The organism is Paenibacillus sp. J31TS4 (assembly GCF_018403265.1).
Lineage (GTDB): Bacteria > Bacillota > Bacilli > Paenibacillales > NBRC-103111 > J31TS4.
In genome coordinates this window covers 39826-57329 of sequence record NZ_BOSI01000008.1, presented here as the reverse complement: position 1 = coordinate 57329, position 17504 = coordinate 39826, and the positions used below count along the sequence as shown (strand labels likewise).

15 protein-coding genes are annotated in these 17504 nt (G+C 57.4%); 13 read left to right on the top strand and 2 right to left on the bottom strand.

What is annotated here, in order from left to right:
* Positions 1-9 precede the first annotated feature (9 nt).
* From KJS47_RS21850 to opp4C, 6 genes are all read left to right on the top strand, one after another.
* Positions 10-948: an MsnO8 family LLM class oxidoreductase gene (locus KJS47_RS21850; protein WP_213527717.1), complete on the top strand. Its 939-nt coding sequence runs from the start codon at positions 10-12 to the stop codon at positions 946-948.
* 300 nt (positions 949-1248) lie between these two features.
* Positions 1249-2211: an ABC transporter ATP-binding protein gene (locus KJS47_RS21845; RefSeq protein WP_213527715.1), complete on the top strand. Its 963-nt coding sequence runs from the start codon at positions 1249-1251 to the stop codon at positions 2209-2211.
* A 227-nt stretch (positions 2212-2438) separates the two neighbouring features.
* Positions 2439-3398: an ABC transporter ATP-binding protein gene (locus KJS47_RS21840; protein WP_213527713.1), complete on the top strand. Its 960-nt coding sequence runs from the start codon at positions 2439-2441 to the stop codon at positions 3396-3398.
* Between the two features lie 36 nt (positions 3399-3434).
* Positions 3435-5096: a peptide-binding protein gene (locus KJS47_RS21835; RefSeq protein WP_213527711.1), complete on the top strand. Its 1662-nt coding sequence runs from the start codon at positions 3435-3437 to the stop codon at positions 5094-5096.
* 16 nt (positions 5097-5112) lie between these two features.
* A complete protein-coding gene (locus tag KJS47_RS21830) occupies positions 5113-6084 on the top strand; it encodes an ABC transporter permease (RefSeq protein WP_213527709.1) in 972 nt (323 codons plus the stop codon).
* Between the two features lie 3 nt (positions 6085-6087).
* Complete coding sequence (gene opp4C / locus KJS47_RS21825) at positions 6088-6963, top strand: oligopeptide ABC transporter permease (RefSeq protein ID WP_213527707.1); 876 nt, start codon at positions 6088-6090, stop codon at positions 6961-6963.
* A gap of 242 nt (positions 6964-7205) precedes the next feature.
* Here the strand turns inward: opp4C and KJS47_RS21820 are convergent, their stop codons facing one another.
* Positions 7206-8087, bottom strand: coding sequence for a LysR family transcriptional regulator (locus tag KJS47_RS21820; RefSeq protein ID WP_213527706.1), 882 nt, complete (start codon positions 8085-8087; stop codon positions 7206-7208).
* Positions 8088-8597: 510 nt separating this feature from the next.
* Here KJS47_RS21820 and KJS47_RS21815 point away from each other — a divergent pair.
* Positions 8598-9140 carry an NADPH-dependent FMN reductase gene (locus tag KJS47_RS21815; RefSeq protein ID WP_213527704.1) on the top strand — a complete coding sequence of 181 codons (543 nt, stop codon included), beginning with the start codon at positions 8598-8600 and terminating at the stop codon, positions 9138-9140.
* Between the two features lie 24 nt (positions 9141-9164).
* Entirely contained in the window at positions 9165-10079 is a 915-nt protein-coding gene (locus KJS47_RS21810; protein ID WP_213527703.1) for an NADP-dependent oxidoreductase, read from the top strand.
* A 165-nt stretch (positions 10080-10244) separates the two neighbouring features.
* On the opposite strand, the gene KJS47_RS21805 is transcribed toward KJS47_RS21810, so the two are convergent.
* Positions 10245-10682: a staygreen family protein gene (locus tag KJS47_RS21805; protein ID WP_213527701.1), complete on the bottom strand. Its 438-nt coding sequence runs from the start codon at positions 10680-10682 to the stop codon at positions 10245-10247.
* A gap of 587 nt (positions 10683-11269) precedes the next feature.
* Between KJS47_RS21805 and KJS47_RS24340 the strand changes: the two genes are divergently transcribed.
* From KJS47_RS24340 to KJS47_RS21780, 5 genes are all read left to right on the top strand, one after another.
* On the top strand, positions 11270-13003 hold the full coding sequence (locus KJS47_RS24340) for an acetate/propionate family kinase (protein WP_213527700.1): 1734 nt from the start codon (positions 11270-11272) through the stop codon (positions 13001-13003).
* 109 nt (positions 13004-13112) lie between these two features.
* Positions 13113-13526 carry a hypothetical protein gene (locus tag KJS47_RS21795; protein ID WP_213527698.1) on the top strand — a complete coding sequence of 138 codons (414 nt, stop codon included), beginning with the start codon at positions 13113-13115 and terminating at the stop codon, positions 13524-13526.
* A 58-nt stretch (positions 13527-13584) separates the two neighbouring features.
* Positions 13585-14634 (top strand): type 2 isopentenyl-diphosphate Delta-isomerase, encoded by a 1050-nt coding sequence (fni, locus tag KJS47_RS21790; protein ID WP_213527697.1) that lies wholly within the window; start codon positions 13585-13587, stop codon positions 14632-14634.
* A 258-nt stretch (positions 14635-14892) separates the two neighbouring features.
* Entirely contained in the window at positions 14893-15897 is a 1005-nt protein-coding gene (locus KJS47_RS24310) for a globin-coupled sensor protein (protein WP_213527695.1), read from the top strand.
* A gap of 274 nt (positions 15898-16171) precedes the next feature.
* Complete coding sequence (locus tag KJS47_RS21780) at positions 16172-17491, top strand: AGE family epimerase/isomerase (protein ID WP_213527693.1); 1320 nt, start codon at positions 16172-16174, stop codon at positions 17489-17491.
* Positions 17492-17504 lie beyond the last annotated feature (13 nt).

Genomic DNA, 17504 nt, shown 5'->3' with positions numbered 1-17504 from the left:
GATGGGAGGATGAAGCTGAGTGTGCTGGATCTTGTCCCTCAGCTGGAGGGGGCAAACCCGCAGGAGGCACTGGAGAACGCCGTCTTGCTGGCACAGACGGCCGAACGGCTCGGGTATACGCGGTATTGGGTTCCCGAGCACCATGACATGGAGCATTTGGCTTCCGCTGCGCCGGAGGTGCTGCTCGCGCATATTGGCGCGCGGACAAGCCGGATCCGGCTCGGCTCGGGCGCTGTTCTGCTGCCGCATTACAAGCCGATCAAGGTGGCGGAAGCCTTCCATCTGCTCGCCGCCCTGTACCCTGGCCGAATCGATCTGGGACTGGGCCGGGCGCCGGGGGGCTCGGCCCATGTGACCATGGCGCTCAGCGGCAATTTCCTTGCGAACGTAAGGAAGATGCCGGAGCTGGTGGCGGACGTGCAGGCGCTGCTGGAGAACGAATACCGGCTGGACGGGGTCCGGGTGACGGCCCGTCCGCTTCCTCCGGAGCCGCCAGAGCTATGGCTGCTCGGCACGAACGACAAAAGTGCCGTCCTGGCGGCCCGGACCGGCACCGGCTATGCGTTCGGGCAGTTCATGAGCGATCGTGACGGCACGGAGGTGCTGGCGGCTTACCGCTCGGCGTTCGTGCCCTCCGGGCGCCGGAGAGAGCCGGAGACGATCGTAGCTGTCGGCGTCGTCTGCGCGGAGACGGAGGAGGAGGCGCTGCGGCTAGCGGCCGGCGTGGCGGGGCGGACGGGGCCGCCGGACGCGGATCGGCAGCCTTCCGCGGCAGAGGAGCCGCCCTTGCGGGACCGGCTGCTGGCCGGCACCGCGGCGCAGATCCGGGAGCGCCTGCTGCGACTCGGGGAGGAGTATGGCACGGACGAATGGATGGTCGTGACAGCGATCCAGGACTATGCCAAACGGCTGCGCTCCTACGAGCTTCTGGGAGAGGCCATTCTTTAATAGAAGAAACCGTCAACAAAATCCACAATATTCTACGGAGATAGGAACGGTTACTCATCGTTCTTATTTTCGTTTTTCTTTGATAATTCTCACTTTTTTTCTATCACAGGATTATCATTCCATGTTAGGTTTTCTCTATTAAGGCTTTCCCGCGCGGATGATGCAATCTTTTAAACCAGTAAACTGATAAAAATAATTTATTAAAATTTTGTAATATTTTTGCTGACATTATCATTATTTACCCGTAAAATAACGCTATTCTTCAAAAATTTTAACAGTAATGAAGCGAAGGTGAGCCGTTTGCCCGAAGCAATCCTAGAAGTTAAGTCACTCCGAACCGTGTTCAAGGACAAACATAAAGAGCTGACCGTCGTAGACGGCATTGATTTTGAAATCGGCCCTAATGAAGTAGTGGCGCTGGTAGGCGAGTCCGGATGCGGCAAAAGCATGACGTCTCTGTCGATCATGCAGCTGCTGCCGAGATCCGCGGAGATCGCGGAAGGCGAAGTCCGTTATCGTGGCCGCAACTTGGTAGGGATGAAGAATAAAGAGATGGCCAAGCTTCGCGGCCGGCATATCTCGATGATCTTCCAAGAGCCGATGACATCGCTCAATCCCGTTCTTACGATAGGCATGCAGTTAACCGAGTCGATTATTCGGCATCTTGGGGTATCTAAGGTGGAAGCGGATACAAGAGCCGATGAATGGCTGAAACGCGTCGGCTTCCCGGAACCGGCCCGGATCCGCAGAGAATTCCCACACCGGCTATCCGGTGGAATGCGGCAGCGGGTTATGCTCGCTATGGCGATGTCCTGCCGTCCGGATCTCCTGATCGCGGACGAGCCGACGACGGCTCTCGACGTGACGATCCAGGCTCAGGTGCTTGACCTGATCCGCGAGCTGCTGAAGGAATCGGACATGTCTGTCTTGTTCATTACCCATGACCTGGGCGTTGTCGCCGAAATGGCTACACGCGTTATCGTCATGTACGCGGGACAAATCGTGGAGACAACCGATGTACGTTCGTTGTTCCAAAAGCCAATGCACCCGTACACGAAAGGCCTGCTCAACTCGACTCCCCGCATGAAAGGGGATATCGAGAAGCTGATTCCGATCGCTGGCTCCGTTCCTCCCGCTGGCATGTATCCGCCGGGCTGCCGGTTCGCCGACCGCTGTCCGCTGGCCGAAGCCGTATGCCGCGCCGAGGCTCCGCAGCTCCGCGAAGTCGTCCCCGGCCACCGCGTCCGCTGCCATCTGGCCTGACGGACGGAGGCGGTCAAGCCGCCTTTGTCGCTTCAGACAACCTAGACCGTGACAAGCCGGTTCGTTCCATGATCCCCGGCTTATACCCACAATCAACGCTTACGAAGTCGGTTTTTGCCCGGCACGCGAACAGCTTACGAAGCTAGTTTTTGCTAGCGCAAAAACTCAGGACTAAGCTTACGAAGCTAGTTTTTGCTAGCGCAAAAACTCTTAGGAGGAACCAAACCTTGACCGCTCCGCTTCTTGAAATCAAAGGACTCAAAAAACATTTTCCCATTGGCGGGCGCTTCAACAAGAAAGGCGCCGTTAAAGCGGTGGACGGCGTAGACCTGGCCGTGTATCCGGGGGAGACGCTCAGCATCGTCGGAGAATCCGGATGCGGCAAGTCTACTGTCGGCCGGCTGGCTCTCCGCCTGATGGACTCGACGGAAGGCGAAATTCTGTTCGAGGGCACCAATATCGCCGGCTATAGCCAGCGCCAGATGAAACCGATCCGAAAGGACATGCAATGTGTTTTTCAGGATCCGTACGCCTCTCTCAACCCGCGGATGACGGTCGGCAAGGCGCTGGCCGAGCCGCTTATCGTTCAGCAAAAGATGGGTGCCGCCCAAGCGATGAAGAGAGCCGAAGAGCTCCTTGAAGTCGTCGGGCTCCGGGCATCGGCCACTGCGCTGTATCCGCATGAATTTTCGGGCGGCCAGCGTCAGCGGATCGCCATCGCCCGCGCCATCTCGCTCGATCCGAAGCTCATTGTCGCGGACGAGCCGGTATCGGCTCTGGACGTTTCGATCCAGGCTCAGATCGTCAACCTGCTTGGTGATCTCCAGCAGAAGACGAACGTCTCGTATCTCTTTATCTCTCACAACCTGAGCGTCGTCCGGCATATTTCGGACCGCGTGGCCGTCATGTACCTCGGCCGCGTCGTCGAGACCGGCACCAAGGACCAGCTGTTCAACAACCCGCTGCATCCTTACACGCAAGCGCTGCTGTCCTCCGTTCCGGAACCGGACGTAGACGGCAAGCGGGAGCGGATCATGCTGCGCGGGGAAGTGCCGAACGCTGCCAATCCGCCGTCCGGCTGTCCGTTTCATCCTCGTTGTCCTCACGCCGTCGACCGGTGCCGCACCGAACGGCCTGCTTTCCGGGAAGTGGAGCCGGGGCATTCCGCCTCGTGCCATTTCATATAGACCACCGAATTAGAAATGAGAGGGGAAAACAGTAATATGTTGAGTAAGCCGTTTGGTAAGTTTGCATCTGTTGCGCTCGTCACGATGATGAGTTCGGCTGTCGTTCTGTCCGCTTGTTCGTCCGACAACAACGGCGCAGCCGGTTCGTCCGCTTCTCCGGGAGCTTCCGCTTCCGCAGCACCGAAGAAGGAGAAAGTAGACGGCGGCGAAATCACCACCGCCTACCTGGGCGATCCGCAAGGCTTCATCCGCTTCTGGGCGACAACGACAACTTCCACTGAAGTGATCGACCTCGTGTTCAGCACGCTGTACAAGTTCAACGAGAAGCAAGAGATCGTTCCGGATCTGGCCGTTGACCAGCCGACGTTCTCCGAAGACAAGAAGACGATGACCATTAAGCTCCGCACCGACGCCAAGTGGAGCGACGGCCAGCCGGTTACCGCTGACGATGTAGTCTTCACTTACAGCATTCCGATCAATAACGACTACACTGGACCGCGGAAGAGTACCTTCTCTCGTATGGAAAAAATCGAGAAAGTGGACGCTTCGACCGTCAAAATCACGTTCAAGGAGCCGCATGCCGGCTATATCGATATGATGATCTACAACATCCTGCCGCAGCACATCCTCAAAGATGTAGCGATCAAGGATATGGACAAGTCGGAATTCTTCAAGAAGCCGATCGGTTCCGGCCCGTACAAGCTGACTGAGTGGAAAGCCAGCCAGTACCTGACGTTCACGCGCAACGATAACTACTACGGCGGCAAGCCGGCGATTGAGAAAGTAACCGCGAAGATCGTTCCGGATGCCAACGCCATGATGGCTCAGCTGCAAACCGGGGAAATCAACGTGGTCTCCGTTCCGGCCGACAACCTGGCCGCAATCGAGCAGTTCGCGAAGACTTCCGGCAAGATCAAGCTCCAGAAGGACATTCCGTCCACTTCCTACTCGTTCGTAGGCTGGAACCTGACCAACCCGCTGTTCCAGGACAAGAAGGTTCGCCAAGCGCTGACGACCGCTATCGACCGCAAAGGTCTCGTAGACGGCGTAGCCGAAGGTATGGGTAAGGTCGTAAACAGCCAAACCGCTCCTTCCTACTGGACGTTCACGGACAACGTGCCGAAGTTCGATTACAACGAAGCGAAGGCGAAGCAAATGCTGGCCGAAGCCGGTTGGAAAGATACCGACGGAGACGGCGTCCTCGACAAGGACGGCAAGAAATTCGAATTCGAAATGCAGGTTAACCAAGGCAACAAGGTTCGTGAAAAGGCCGTTACTGTTATCCAACAGCAGCTGAAGAAAGTCGGCATCAACGTAATTCCGCGCGTTGTAGAAAGCTCTGCCTTCACGAAGAACTTCCAGAAGAAAGACTTCGTATCGATCTACTATGCTTGGTCGATCTCGGGCGACCCGAACCCGCACGGCATCTGGCACTCGTCTGAAATCGAGTCTGGTCTGAACACCGTTTCCTATAAGAACCCGGAAGTAGACAAGCTGATCGACGAGGACCTGTCGACGTTCGACAAGGCAAAGCGGAAAGAGATTTTGAACAAAGTTGACGCGCTGATCGCCGAAGACCAGCCGTACACGTTCCTCTACTCGCCGACTGTCGTTATGGCATATCCGAGCAACCTGGAAGGCTTCAACCCGCAGCGGGACAGCCTGAAGGAAGTTCAAAAATGGTACTTCACGAAATAGAAAGAGGTGACGGCGGGTGGCTCTCTATACACTTAGGCGTTTGCTGAACGCCATCCCGATATTGATCGGCATCACGATTATCTCCTTTGCGATCATCCATATGGCCCCGGGAAGCCCGCTTTCGCAGTTTACCGAAGATCCTACGATCAAACAGGTAGACAAAGACAACATGATCAAGGCTTACGGGCTGGATAAACCGCTTTATGTGCAATATTGGGACTGGGTCAGCGGCCTGGTGCGGGGAGACCTCGGGGTATCGCTTCTGAAGAATCAACCGGTTGCCGACCTGATCCTGGAGCGGCTGCCCAACACGCTGCTTCTCACAGTGACTAGCTTTTTGCTATCGCTATTGATTGCGATTCCGCTGGGCATCCTTTGCGCCGTCCGGGCGCATTCCCGGCTGGATCAGATCGTATCCGGATTTACGTTCGTCGGCATCTCGATTCCGGGCTTCTGGCTCGGTCTCATGCTGATCATCCTGTTCGCGGTGAAACTCGGATGGCTGCCCTCGGGCGGTCTCCAGACCGTGAACGCCGATTTCAGCCTCATCGATCGGATTAAGCACTTGACGCTTCCCGTCTTGACGATGGCAGCCGGCGAAGTGGCGATCTGGATCCGGTATGTTAGATCAAGTATGCTTGAGGTCATTAACCAGGATTACATGAGAACGGCGAAAGCCAAAGGTCTTCCGGGGAACAGTATTCTGTTCCGCCACGGCTTCCGCAACGCTCTCATTCCACTGGCTACTCTGTTCGGTCTGGCGCTTCCCGGATTTTTCGCTGGGGCGGCCATTCTGGAACAGGTATACAGTATCCCGGGTATGGGGCGTTTGTTCATCGAAGGAGCGTTCCAGCGGGATTATCCTGTACTGTTCGCGATTGTTACGGTAGGTGCCTTTCTGACCGTTCTCGGCAGCATCCTGGCGGATGTGGCATATGCCGCACTTGATCCGCGGGTTAACCTCAGTAAACAAGAAGTGAGGGGCTAACCGATGAATGTAGCAGTTTCTCCAAATAACAACACCGTTGCTCGCAAGCCGAAGAACCGGGCATGGGAACGGTTCAAGGCGAATCGCATGGCCTTCATCAGCATGTTTATCCTGATCGGTCTGGTCCTCGTAGCTGTCCTGGCTCCGTGGATCGCTCCGCACGATCCGGCCGAGCAGGATCTGCTGAACAAGCTGAAGCCGCCGAGCGCGGACCACTGGTTCGGCACAGACGACCTTGGCCGGGATCTTCTGACCCGCGTCATGTACGGGGCCCGCGTATCGCTGGCGGTTGCGATTTTCTCGGTTATCTTTAACCTGTTGATCGGGATCACGGTTGGTTCTCTGGCGGGGTATTACGGCGGTAAGACCGACAGCATCCTGATGCGGTTCGTCGACATCATGCTTGCGTTCCCGCAGTTCTTCCTGCTGATCACTGTCGTTACACTGCTCAGGCCGAATTTGTTCAACATCATCGTGGTGTTCGTCTTGTTCGGCTGGATGGGCAAATCAAGGCTGCTCCGCGGCCAGATTCTCTCCCTCAAAAACAGGGAGTTCGTAGACGCGGCACGGACGATCGGCATGTCCGACTTCCGGATCATCTTCCGGCATATTCTGCCGAACGCGATCGCGCCGGTCATCATCTCGGCTACGCTGCAGATGGGTTCGATGATTCTAACCGAATCCTCGCTCAGCTTCCTCGGTCTCGGCATTCAGCCGCCGCAGGCGAGCTGGGGCAACCTGCTGCAAAGCGCCCAAAGCTTGACGATTATGACCAAGGCTCCGTGGGTACCGTTCATCCCTGGTTTCATGATCTTCCTGACGATCATGTGCTTCAACTTCATTGGGGACGGCCTGCGCAACGCTTTCGACTCCAAGTAAAACCAAGAAACGCCTGATACTCGGCGGAAATGAAATGCACCCCTTAGAATGGATATTGGAAAAACCACTCGGTTTAACCAATGGATTCTAGGGGGTGCATTTTTATGGCGAGAAAAAGACATCAAAGGAATAACAATGCGAGGAGTGGTGTTTGTGACTTATACCATTGTTAAGCCTCTCACCCGAAACGGTTGCATGTCTGGACACTGCCGTACTCCTAGCTGGCACCCCCGCATCTCATTTCAACCCGCTTCCGCTGCTTCAGCAAAGTATCCGATGAGAAAGTCGCGAAACTTGCGTGCAGCAAGGGATAGGTACCGTTTCTCGTGCCATACGATTTGGAAATTGCGCTGGCATACGGGGAATTCGATATGCAGCAAGCTAAGCGGGGAGTTCGGGCCGCCGCAATTTCCTACAAGGGCAACGCCCAGGCCGGCACGGACAAGACTTGCAATGCTGGCAGGCTCGTCGACCCGGCAGACGAAGTTTGGAGTTATCCCGGCTTCTTGAAATAACAAGTCGTTCATTTTCTGAAAAGGAAATCCCTCCTTATACCCGATAAACGGGTCCCCCGCCAGCTCGTTCAAGCGGATGCTCTTTCTCCCGGCAAATCGATGTCCTTGGGGAACAGCTAAATAGATAGCTTCCTTCAAGACGGAAACTCCGCTAATGTCGGGCCGATCGATCGGCATCGGCGTAAAGCACATGTCGACCTCGCCAGCCTCCACCAAATGCGTCATTTCTTCCATCGAAGCCTGCGTAATCCGGAAGTTAACTTCGGGATGAAGCGCCAGAAATTCACCCAGTGGATCCGTTAATCGGTCAAGCGTCGAAGTCGCGAGGTGGATGCTCCCTTGATCGAGTCCCGCAAGCTCGGACACTTCTTTCCTTCCTTCTTCCAACAGAGAGAGCGCCTTCTCGACTTTGTCCAAAAACGCCTTGCCGAACGTATTCAGTCGAAACCGCCCACCGCGCCGATCAAACAACGGAATCCCTACGTCTTCCTCCAGCCTTGAAATCGTCTTGCTTAGCGCAGGCTGCGCGATTACTAGCTCCTGCGCTGCTTTCGTCATGTGCTCCAGCCGGGCTACCGTTACAAAATATCGCAACTGCAGCAGTTCCATAATGGATTCCCCTTCCCATACACTCAAGTATATGCCCTCATGGCTTAAGATATATTTTTGTTTATATGGTAGCGATTGTAAAATAAGCATATAGAGAAAGCAACATGCTTTGTCCGAAAGTATCGTAGTGGCAGAGAGGAGGGCTCATCGCCATGGAAGCCACACTTCAGCGGCTTACAGGAGAAAAATGATTCGGATTCTGGCCTTTTCGCCGGTCGTTCTGTCATGAGCGTAATGATATTCCATAGTGTATTGCCCTATATTCCCATCATTTTCAACCCCTCTTTAATCGGGTCAGCTGGATGCCATTCGTTTTTTTTGTTGATTCGTGCTCAGAAACTTGATTACTTCGGATTTGACTTCTTCTCGCTTGGTTCAATCATTGGTTTGTTCGCAAGACATACGGCAGGTGCTTCTAGAGAGAATTTTTATGCAGCTCGGCAGGGCTAGGCATGCCGTACTAAAGAGAAAGATTTGTAAGGGCAAATAGGAATGATAGGAGGAGCCCCAATGAAACAATTAAGCATCGGCATTATTTTAGGAAGCACACGCCAAGGACGTGTAAGTCCACAAGTTGGAAGTTGGGTGAAGGAAATTGCCAATCGGCGTGGGGATGCGAATTATGAAGTCGTAGATATCACGGATTTTCAATTGCCTTTTTTCGGCGAAGGGACGGATAACGAGCCTGGATTAATAGCTTGGGCGAAAAAGCTTGCCAGCTTAGACGGGTTCGTCTTTATTGTCCAAGAATACAATCACAGCATTACGGGCGCATTAAAAAATGCGCTGGATTCAGCGCGCAACGAATGGAATCATAAGGCGGCCGGCATTGTTAGCTATGGTTCAACAGGCGGAGCCCGCGCAGCCGAACATTTACGCGGTATCTTAGGAGAATTACTCGTAGCGGACGTTCGCGCACATCCAACATTTTCGTTATTTACAGATTTTGAAAACTTCAGATTATTTAAACCTGCGGAACTGCACGTAGAAAAAGTAAACGCAATGCTAGATCAGCTAATCGCATGGAGCGGCGCATTAAAACCTTTACGGTGAACGTGGAATAGGGAGGAAATCACGATGAAGGCAGCAGCATTTCGTTCGGTCGGCGGTCCAGAGGTTATGGAGGTCCTGTCGTTTCCCGATCCGCAAGCCGGTCCAGGGCAAGTCAGGGTCCAGGTAAAAACGGCGGGGGTACAGCATTACGATTGTTACGTGCGTAGAGGCTGGACTCCGCAGGGCGTCGCGATTCAACTCCCGCAAATTCTGGGCAACGAGTTCGCGGGCATCATCGATCAAGTCGGTGAAGACGTTACCGGCTTTCATGTAGGCAGCGAGGTTCTCGGCTTTGCACAATTGAATTGTTATGCGGAATATGTGGTCGTCCATGTAGACCAAATTGTAAGCAAGCCTGATAGCATGCCCTGGGAAGAGGCAGGGGGGCTGACCGGCAACGGTCAAGGCGCGTATATCGCTATGAAAGCCATCGGCGTTGGACCCGGTGATACAGTACTGATCCATGGCGCAGCCGGATCACTCGGCGCTTTTGCCGTGCAGTTGGCTAAGGAGTGGGGGGCCGAGACGATTATCGGGACTGCCAGCGAGAGTAACCACGACTACTTGCGCTCGCTTGGGGCTATCCCGGTCACTTACGGGGAGGGGCTTGTCGAGCGAGTGCGGGCGCTCGCGCCGAACGGCGTCGACGCTGCGTTCGATACGGCCGGAGCGGAAGCAGTGTTGGCCTCGGTTGAATTGGTGAAGGATAGGAACCGTATTTGCACGTTCGTCGCTTATGACCTTATTGAGGAACTCGGCCTCCGCGTCATTCGCGGTGAGCGCTCGGCAGCCCGCCTTGCAGAACTGGTCGAACTATATTCAAACGGCAAGCTGCAGATCCATATCAAGGGGACTTTTCCGCTAGATCGGGCCGACGACGCGCACAGAGCCATCGAAACGAGACGCGGACGCGGGAAGATCGTCCTCACCCTCGACTAAACGGATTCGGGAGATCAAGTCTCCTAAGTCTAAGCAAGGGCAGGAACTAGGGAAATAATAGTGTGCAATGCGACCTTATCAATGGTCCTGTGCCGGAGAGCAAGCTGAAGCGTAGGAAGCAAAAAAAGGGAGTCCGTTGACGGGACTCTCTTTTCTTTTTCAGCATTACGAGTCGAGCGGAGGCCACGTCTCCACCCGGTTGTACACCGGATCGGCCGATTCGTAATGCACCCATAAGGGAGCTAGACAGAGGGAGGGGTAGTGGGCGTAAAACGGAGCGTCTCCCTGCCGAATGACGCGCAGGGCAAGCGGGAGCTCCCGCCGAAACGCTTGCAGGCGCCGCTGCTTCTCCGGTTCGGGGCCGTCCCCGATGTACAATTGTATCAGCAGGACGGGCTGCTGGCCGTAGAGCGTCCATTCCCCTAGAACCTCGTCGCGTTTCTCGGTCAGCCGGTCCGCGGCAAACCGGCGGCCGATGACGAGGAACAGTTCGCCTGTCTCGTCGGAATGGGTGAGGGTGTACCGGCGTCCTCCTAGCGGATCGGCGGGAGTGGCCCCGTCCCGCACCTCGATTTCGACCGAACCCGGCGGATTGGTTAACATGCGGATCCCCCCTTCATTGGCTGCCGATGTTCTAGTTTATTCGGCGATACGAAGACTAAGAAGCGGCGGCTGAGTTACACGGACTGAGGCACACCGCCTGAGACAGAACGTACGTGGCAGAGCGTACGTGGCAGAGCGTACGTAGCAGAGCGTACGTGTGGACATCGTCCAAAGTACAACCCCTGGGGTGAGCGTCAAAGGTATAGCCGCAGAGGTAGTGCGCCCGAGAGAGAACCCGAGGCACACCGCACAAAGAAGTGCGCCCTAGTAGAGAACCCGCGGCATGCCGCCCATGAGCCCACAAGTAGAGCGCACAAGTAGAGAACTCACGTCACGACTAAGACATGGCACCCAAGGTAACCGCTTACGCCCCAAATGTCCCGATTTTGTTGCAAATTTGCCCGCAATCCGACATAGTTTTCCTGCTTTTCCGGTTCCGGGAGCTTCGCTTTCATTGTACACTGGAGGAAGAAAGAACCAGTTACTTACTCGATCGGGAGCATATTTTCCGGGAAGCGTTGGCAGAGGCCTCCTGATGGGGTATGAAAAGACAAACTCCTATTACTCAATCTAGGATGTGAGCCCTCATGAAAGTACCTGTAGGCATTTCTAATCGTCACATACATCTTTCTCAAGAGCATCTGGAGCAGCTGTTCGGACCGCATTATCAGCTGACGAAGCTGAAGGATCTCAAACAGGTAGGCCAATATGCCGCCGAGGAGACCGTTACGCTGGTCGGGCCCAAAGGCAAGATCGGCCATGTCCGCGTACTCGGACCGGTCCGGAAGCAGACGCAGGTCGAAATTTCACGGACGGACAGCTATCTGCTGGGCGTGGATCCGCCAATCCGTGATTCGGGAGATCTGGCAGGCAGCGAAGCTCTGACGATTGTCGGACCTCAGGGTGAGGTAAAGCTGGAGGAAGGGGTCATTCTCGCCTTCCGGCATATTCACTTCTCGGAGGAGGATGCGGAGCGTTTCGGCATCGTAGACAAGCAGTTCGTCGCGGTCGAGGTGGAAGGCCCCCGATCGCTTGTGCTGGAGAACGTTCTGTGCCGGGTTCACCGGGACTACCGGCTGGAATTTCATATTGATACGGATGAAGCAAACGCAGCGGGGCTGCGCAACGGGATGGAGCTGGAGGTTATCGTCCCCAACCAGGCTGGACCCGCCTACGACGCTCTTCGCGGACAGGAGCGCCAGCTTGTTCTCGTCCTGAACTGCGGCAGCTCGTCCGTCAAATACAAGCTGTACGACATGCCGTCCGTGAAGCTAGTTGCCGCTGATATCCTGCAAAACATCAAGCGGGACGAGTATGGCGCGGCTCTGCAAAGCATCTTTGACAAGTTTGCGGATCAGCCGATCTCGATCGTCTCGCACCGTGTTGTGCACGGCGGCGAAGCGTTCCACCGGTCGGCCGTCATCAACGACGAAGTGAAGAAGCAGATTGAAGGCTACAGCCGGTTCGCCCCGCTGCACAACCCGATCAATCTGCTCGGCATCGAGCTCGCCCAGAAATTCCGTCCGCAGGCGATGCATGTGGCGGTATTCGATACGTCGTTCCATCAGACGATGCCGCCATCCTCGTATCTGTACGCCCTGCCGTACGAGTATTACGAAAAGTACGGTATCCGCAAGTACGGCTTCCACGGCAGCTCGCACAGGTATGTCATGCACCGGGCCGAGCAGATGATGGAGACGCCGAAGGAGCGGCTGCGCCTCATCAGCTGCCATATCGGCAGCGGCGTCAGCGTGACGGCGATCAAGAACGGCATGTCGCTTGATACGTCGATGGGCATGACGCCTCTGGCAGGCGTTACGATGGGCACACGGAGCGGCAACATCGACCCGGCGATTCTGCCTTATCTCGAAGAGATCGAACAGACCGACTCCAAGGGGGCGGTCGACATCCTTAACTACAAGAGCGGGCTTCTCGGCATCTCGGGCGTCTCGAGCGATCTGCGGGACGTTATGGCGGGTGCCAAAGAGGGAAATATCCGCTGCGAGCTGGCGCTCAAGCTCTTCACAAGCCGCCTGCATGCTTACATCGGGCTTTATCTGGCGACGATGAACGGTGTCGATGGCATTATCTTCACGGCCGGCGTAGGAGAGAACAATGCGGAGATCCGCCAGATGATTTGCTCTGGGCTTGAGTTTGCAGGCGTTATCCTCGATCCCGAGGCGAACCGGGCGATCAAGAAGGAAGGCTTCATCAGCAATCCGTACTCGCCGATCAAGGTCATGGTCATTCCGACCAATGAAGAGATGATCATGGCGTCGGATGCTTACCAGCTGTACGCCAAAGCCCACATCGTCGCGTAACGCCCAGAGAGATGGAGGCAGTCTTTCCGGCCGGGCCGGACGGTGCTGCGGGTACAACAAGAATAGACTATGCCGCATCCTGTGACGGAGGCAGGATCGCCCTCCCGGCATGCTGGACAAGAAAGAGCAAGAAAAGAGTCGGACGGCGAAGCGTCCGGCTCTTTTTTTTGCGTGCCAGGACGGCCGGCAGGATTGGACGGACTCTTATGTCGAGCGGGTTATTAGCCGATTAGAAGATGAGGGCGTTTCGGTCCTGCGCGCGGCGGATATGCTAGAAGTCTACACACCGGAGCAGCTGCGGCGGGGCACCGGCGCTTACCACGAAGCGATCTACGGCATCTCGTTCATTCGGCAGACTGACCTTTTGGCCGGCGCGGCAACCACATCAGGGATTCCAGTGACTCCGATTCATCGTCGGCACGACGTATCCGGGCGGAGGGAGGCCAATCATCACCCTCTAAGGCGGCTGGTCCGGGAAGCGATTTTGGCGGAAGTTGGACGCGCTGCTCCGAACCCGGTATGATGGGCTTACCAAGAACCAGGCCCGCCGTCAGGCGGGCTGCGGATGGAGGGACATACGGATGGACGAACAGAGAGAGACCCGGATCGAACGCCGGAAGAGTGAGCATATCGACATCTGCCTGACCCGGGAGGTGAGCGGGGAGGCGATCACGACCGGCCTGGAGCGTTACCGATTCCGGCATAACGCCCTGCCTGAGCTGGATCTGGCGGCCGTGCGGACGGACACCGCCTTCCTGGGCAAGGCGGTCCGGACGCCGTTCGTCGTCAGCTCCATGACCGGTGGCCCGCGCCATGCCGGGGAGATCAACCGGCGGCTCGCCGAGGCGGCCGAGGCCCACGGCTGGTCGATGGGCGTGGGCTCCGTCCGCGCGGCGCTGGAGCATCCGCAGGCGGCCGCCAGCTTCCGCATACGCGACGCCGCCCCGACGATCCCGCTGTTCGCGAATCTTGGCGCGGTCCAGCTGAATTACGGCTACGGCCCTGACGAATGCAGGCGGGCCGTAGAGCTGGTCGAAGCGGACGGCCTCGTGCTGCATCTGAACAGCCTGCAGGAGGTGTTCCAGCCCGAGGGCGACACGAACTTCAGCGGCCTGCTGCGCCGGATCGAACAGGTCTGCCGGTCGCTGGAGGTGCCCGTCGGAGCCAAGGAAGTCGGCTGGGGTCTGGACGGCGAGACGGCGGCACGGCTGCGGGACGCGGGAATCTCGTTTCTTGACGTGGCCGGGGCGGGGGGCACCTCGTGGAGCCAGGTCGAGAAATACCGGACGGCCGACCCCGTCCTGAGCGGTGCCGCAGAAGCGTTCGCCGGCTGGGGCATTCCGACGGCCGAGAGCCTCGTCGACGTGCGCAGCCGGGTGCCGGATGCGGCCGTCATCGCGAGCGGCGGCATGCAGACGGGAGTCGACGCGGCCAAGGCGATCGCGCTGGGCGCGGATCTGGTCGGCTTTGGCCGCTCCGTGCTCGCCTCAGCCGTCCATTCGGCCGAGGAGCTGGACGCGCTGTTCCGCCGCATCGGTCTCGAGCTGCGCGCCGCCATGTTTGGCATCGGCGCTGGCACGCTGGAGGAGCTGAAGCGGACCGACCGGCTGGAACGGGCGGATGTCCGCTGAGCCGCACTGCCGCAGCCTCCGGCGCGGCATGGCGCACGAATCGACAATGCTGCTGGCCAAGTTTGGTGCCGCTCGATACATCACGCTTGCCCTCGGTTTTGTCGACGCGCGTCCGGGCGAATCGAGCCTTTCTTCGGCATCCTTCGAGTCCAAGGAAATTCCTGTCGAACGATGCAGGATTTTGCACCTTGTAGGTCGAATGGTACCGTATTGACCAATGGCAATTTTAGACAATAAGGCAATAGAAGGGGAATTCACTTGATTAATCTTTCTGAAGAGCGACGGAAGCAAGTCGATTTTATAGGTCTTACGGAGGAGGATCTCGCCCTGCTGCATCGGCATCAGCCTCACTTCGAGCAGATCGCCGACCAGGTCGTGGAGGATCTGTACGCGAAGATCATGGAGCAGCCGGGACTAGCCGAGATCATTCACAAATACAGCACGGTCGAGCGGCTGAAAGGAACCCAGCGGTGGTACTTCCTGTCGCTGGCGGACGGCGTCATGGACGATGACTATATGAACCGCCGGGTTCAGGTCGGCCGCGTCCATTCGCGGATCGGATTGACCAGCGACTGGTATCTCGGCACGTACATGGTCTATCTCAACATCACGACGGCCTACCTGGAGAAGGTGCTGCCGAACGGCGGCTGGATCCGGGTTATCCATGCCCTATCCAAGATGTTCAACATTGACTCCCAGACCGTCCTTGAGGCGTACGAGACGGATGAGAAAGCGAAGATCGAGCGGCTCGTCGACGAACAGGACAATCTGCTGAGGGGCATTACCTCGGCCGTTCAGGAGCTGGCCTCCATGATGGTGCAGCTATCCGAGAGCAGCCAGTCGGTAGCCGAGACGGCCGTCCATACGGCGGAATCGCAGGACAAGGCGCACGGCATGGTGCAGGGACTGACCGAGGAGGTCAAGAATATCCACGGCATGGGCGCTCTGATGAAGGAGATCTCGGACCAGACGCATTTGCTCGGCCTCAACGCAGCGATCGAGGCGGCTCATGCGGGAGAGACCGGGCGCGGCTTCGAGGTCGTGGCCAACGAGATCCGCAAGCTGGCCAATCGTTCGCAGGAGTCGCTTGCGCTCATTCAGGACAAGCTTACCTCGATCACTGGCGTCCTGCGCAACATTGAGCAGGAGTCAGAGCAGACGTCTTCGTATGCTAGAGAGCAGGCGGCCCGCTCGCAGGAGCTGACGTCGTTCGTTACGATGATCGAGAAGGTGACCCACGAGCTCGAGAAGCTTCGCCGGTAAGCTGAAGCGAACCGGTGGGCAAAGCCCTCGGCAGGACGGCAAGACGGTCGGCGAGGCATCCGTCTCAAGCCGGGCTGTTGAACGGTTCCCACCAATACGTCGACCGGAGAGGCGCGCCGGTCGGCTTCCTTTTTTGCCGGAGTCGGAGATGTCCGCCACCGGCTTATTCTATGAGTTTCCGTTCGGCGGGCCGGCGGGAGACGGGCCAAAGGCAGGAATTCTTGAAAGCGCTGCCGAAGGTAGAGCGGACGAATCCAGGAGAAGAAAGGGGAGCATGAAGATGAAAGGGACGAACACGAAGGAGCAGGCGGCCTTTTACCGGGACCATCTGACCGGACAGCTGCTGCCGTTCTGGCTGGACGGGGCGCTGGATCGCATTCGCGGAGGCGTCTATACTTGCTATTCCAACGACGGCAGCCGGAGGGTGAGCACGGACAAATATGTCTGGTCCCAGGGCAGGTTCGTCTGGCTGCTGGCCAAGCTGGCCGGGATGACCGGACGGTACGCGCTGCCGTACAGTCGAGAAGAGCTGCTTGGGCACGCCAGGCTGACCATCGAGTTTTTGAACCGGTATGCTTTCCTCGCGAACGGCAACTGCGCGTTCCTGCTGACGGAAGAAGGAGATAAGAAGGAGTCGCTGCCGGGGAGAGGCTATGACACGAGCATCTTCGTGGACGCCTTCGTCCTGATGGGGTTCGCCGAATATGCCAAGGAAGCCCGGGACACGGAGGTGCTGGAGAAGGCGTTCCGGCTGTTCGATCGCATGGAAGCGAGAATAGCGGCGGGGGAAGCGAGGACGGAGCCCTATCTGCTTCCAGACGGGTGCAGAGCTCACTCGCTGCCGATGATCATGCTCAATACGGCACAGGTGCTGGCCGAGGCGGCAGAAGCGTTGGGTCATCCGCGAGCGGCCGGAACGACGGACCGGGCGACCGCGTACATGGAAGATATCCTGGATACGTTCGTCCAGCCGGACGGCCTGCTGGCCGAGGTGCTGCTGGCGGACGGTACGGTGGACCGGACGCGGATGCTGACTCGGCACGTGAACCCGGGGCATACGATCGAGGATATGTGGTTCGTGATGCACCAGGCGCTGCGGATCGGGAGCCGGGAACGCATCAGCCAGGCTGTCCGCGTGGCCAAGGCAGCTTTCGCTGCGGGCTGGGATGAGGAGAACGGCGGGCTTCTCCACTATGTTGATCTGGAGGGCGGGCCGCCGAGAGGGGCCGTCGGCGAGGGCGCCTTTGAGCGCAACGTCCGTGACACGTGGGAAAGCAAGCTGTGGTGGGTGCACTCGGAAGCTCTATACACGTCGCTCCTCGGGTACCGGCTGACCGGCGACGAGGAGCTGCTCGGCTGGTACGAAAAGACTCACGCGTACACGTTCGCCACCTTCCCGAATCCCGATCCGGAGGTGGGGGAGTGGATCCAAATTCGGGACCGAGAGGGGCGGCCGGAGGAAAAGGTCGTCGCGCTTCCGGTGAAGGACCCGTACCACATCATCCGCAATGTGCTGCTCCTGTTGGAGCTGCTGGAAGGAGGGGGCCCCTTGCTTCCTCCCGCGCGTTCAATCCGTCCCGGATTGGGTAAGTAGGGGAAAAAGGGAG

Bases quoted from the DNA above. Each gene is read 5' to 3' on its own strand.
- KJS47_RS24340 (WP_213527700.1), top strand. From the start codon at position 11,270: ATGAAAGTACCTGTAGGCATTTCTAATCGTCACATACATCTTTCTCAA.
- KJS47_RS21795 (WP_213527698.1), top strand. From the start codon at position 13,113: ATGCTGGACAAGAAAGAGCAAGAAAAGAGTCGGACGGCGAAGCGTCCG.
- KJS47_RS21835 (WP_213527711.1), top strand. From the start codon at position 3,435: ATGTTGAGTAAGCCGTTTGGTAAGTTTGCATCTGTTGCGCTCGTCACG.
- KJS47_RS21810 (WP_213527703.1), top strand. From the start codon at position 9,165: ATGAAGGCAGCAGCATTTCGTTCGGTCGGCGGTCCAGAGGTTATGGAG.
- fni (WP_213527697.1), top strand. From the start codon at position 13,585: ATGGACGAACAGAGAGAGACCCGGATCGAACGCCGGAAGAGTGAGCAT.
- KJS47_RS21850 (WP_213527717.1), top strand. From the start codon at position 10: ATGAAGCTGAGTGTGCTGGATCTTGTCCCTCAGCTGGAGGGGGCAAAC.
- KJS47_RS21820 (WP_213527706.1), bottom strand. From the start codon at position 8,087: ATGGAACTGCTGCAGTTGCGATATTTTGTAACGGTAGCCCGGCTGGAG.
- opp4C (WP_213527707.1), top strand. From the start codon at position 6,088: ATGAATGTAGCAGTTTCTCCAAATAACAACACCGTTGCTCGCAAGCCG.
- KJS47_RS21805 (WP_213527701.1), bottom strand. From the start codon at position 10,682: ATGTTAACCAATCCGCCGGGTTCGGTCGAAATCGAGGTGCGGGACGGG.
- KJS47_RS21815 (WP_213527704.1), top strand. From the start codon at position 8,598: ATGAAACAATTAAGCATCGGCATTATTTTAGGAAGCACACGCCAAGGA.
- KJS47_RS21780 (WP_213527693.1), top strand. From the start codon at position 16,172: ATGAAGATGAAAGGGACGAACACGAAGGAGCAGGCGGCCTTTTACCGG.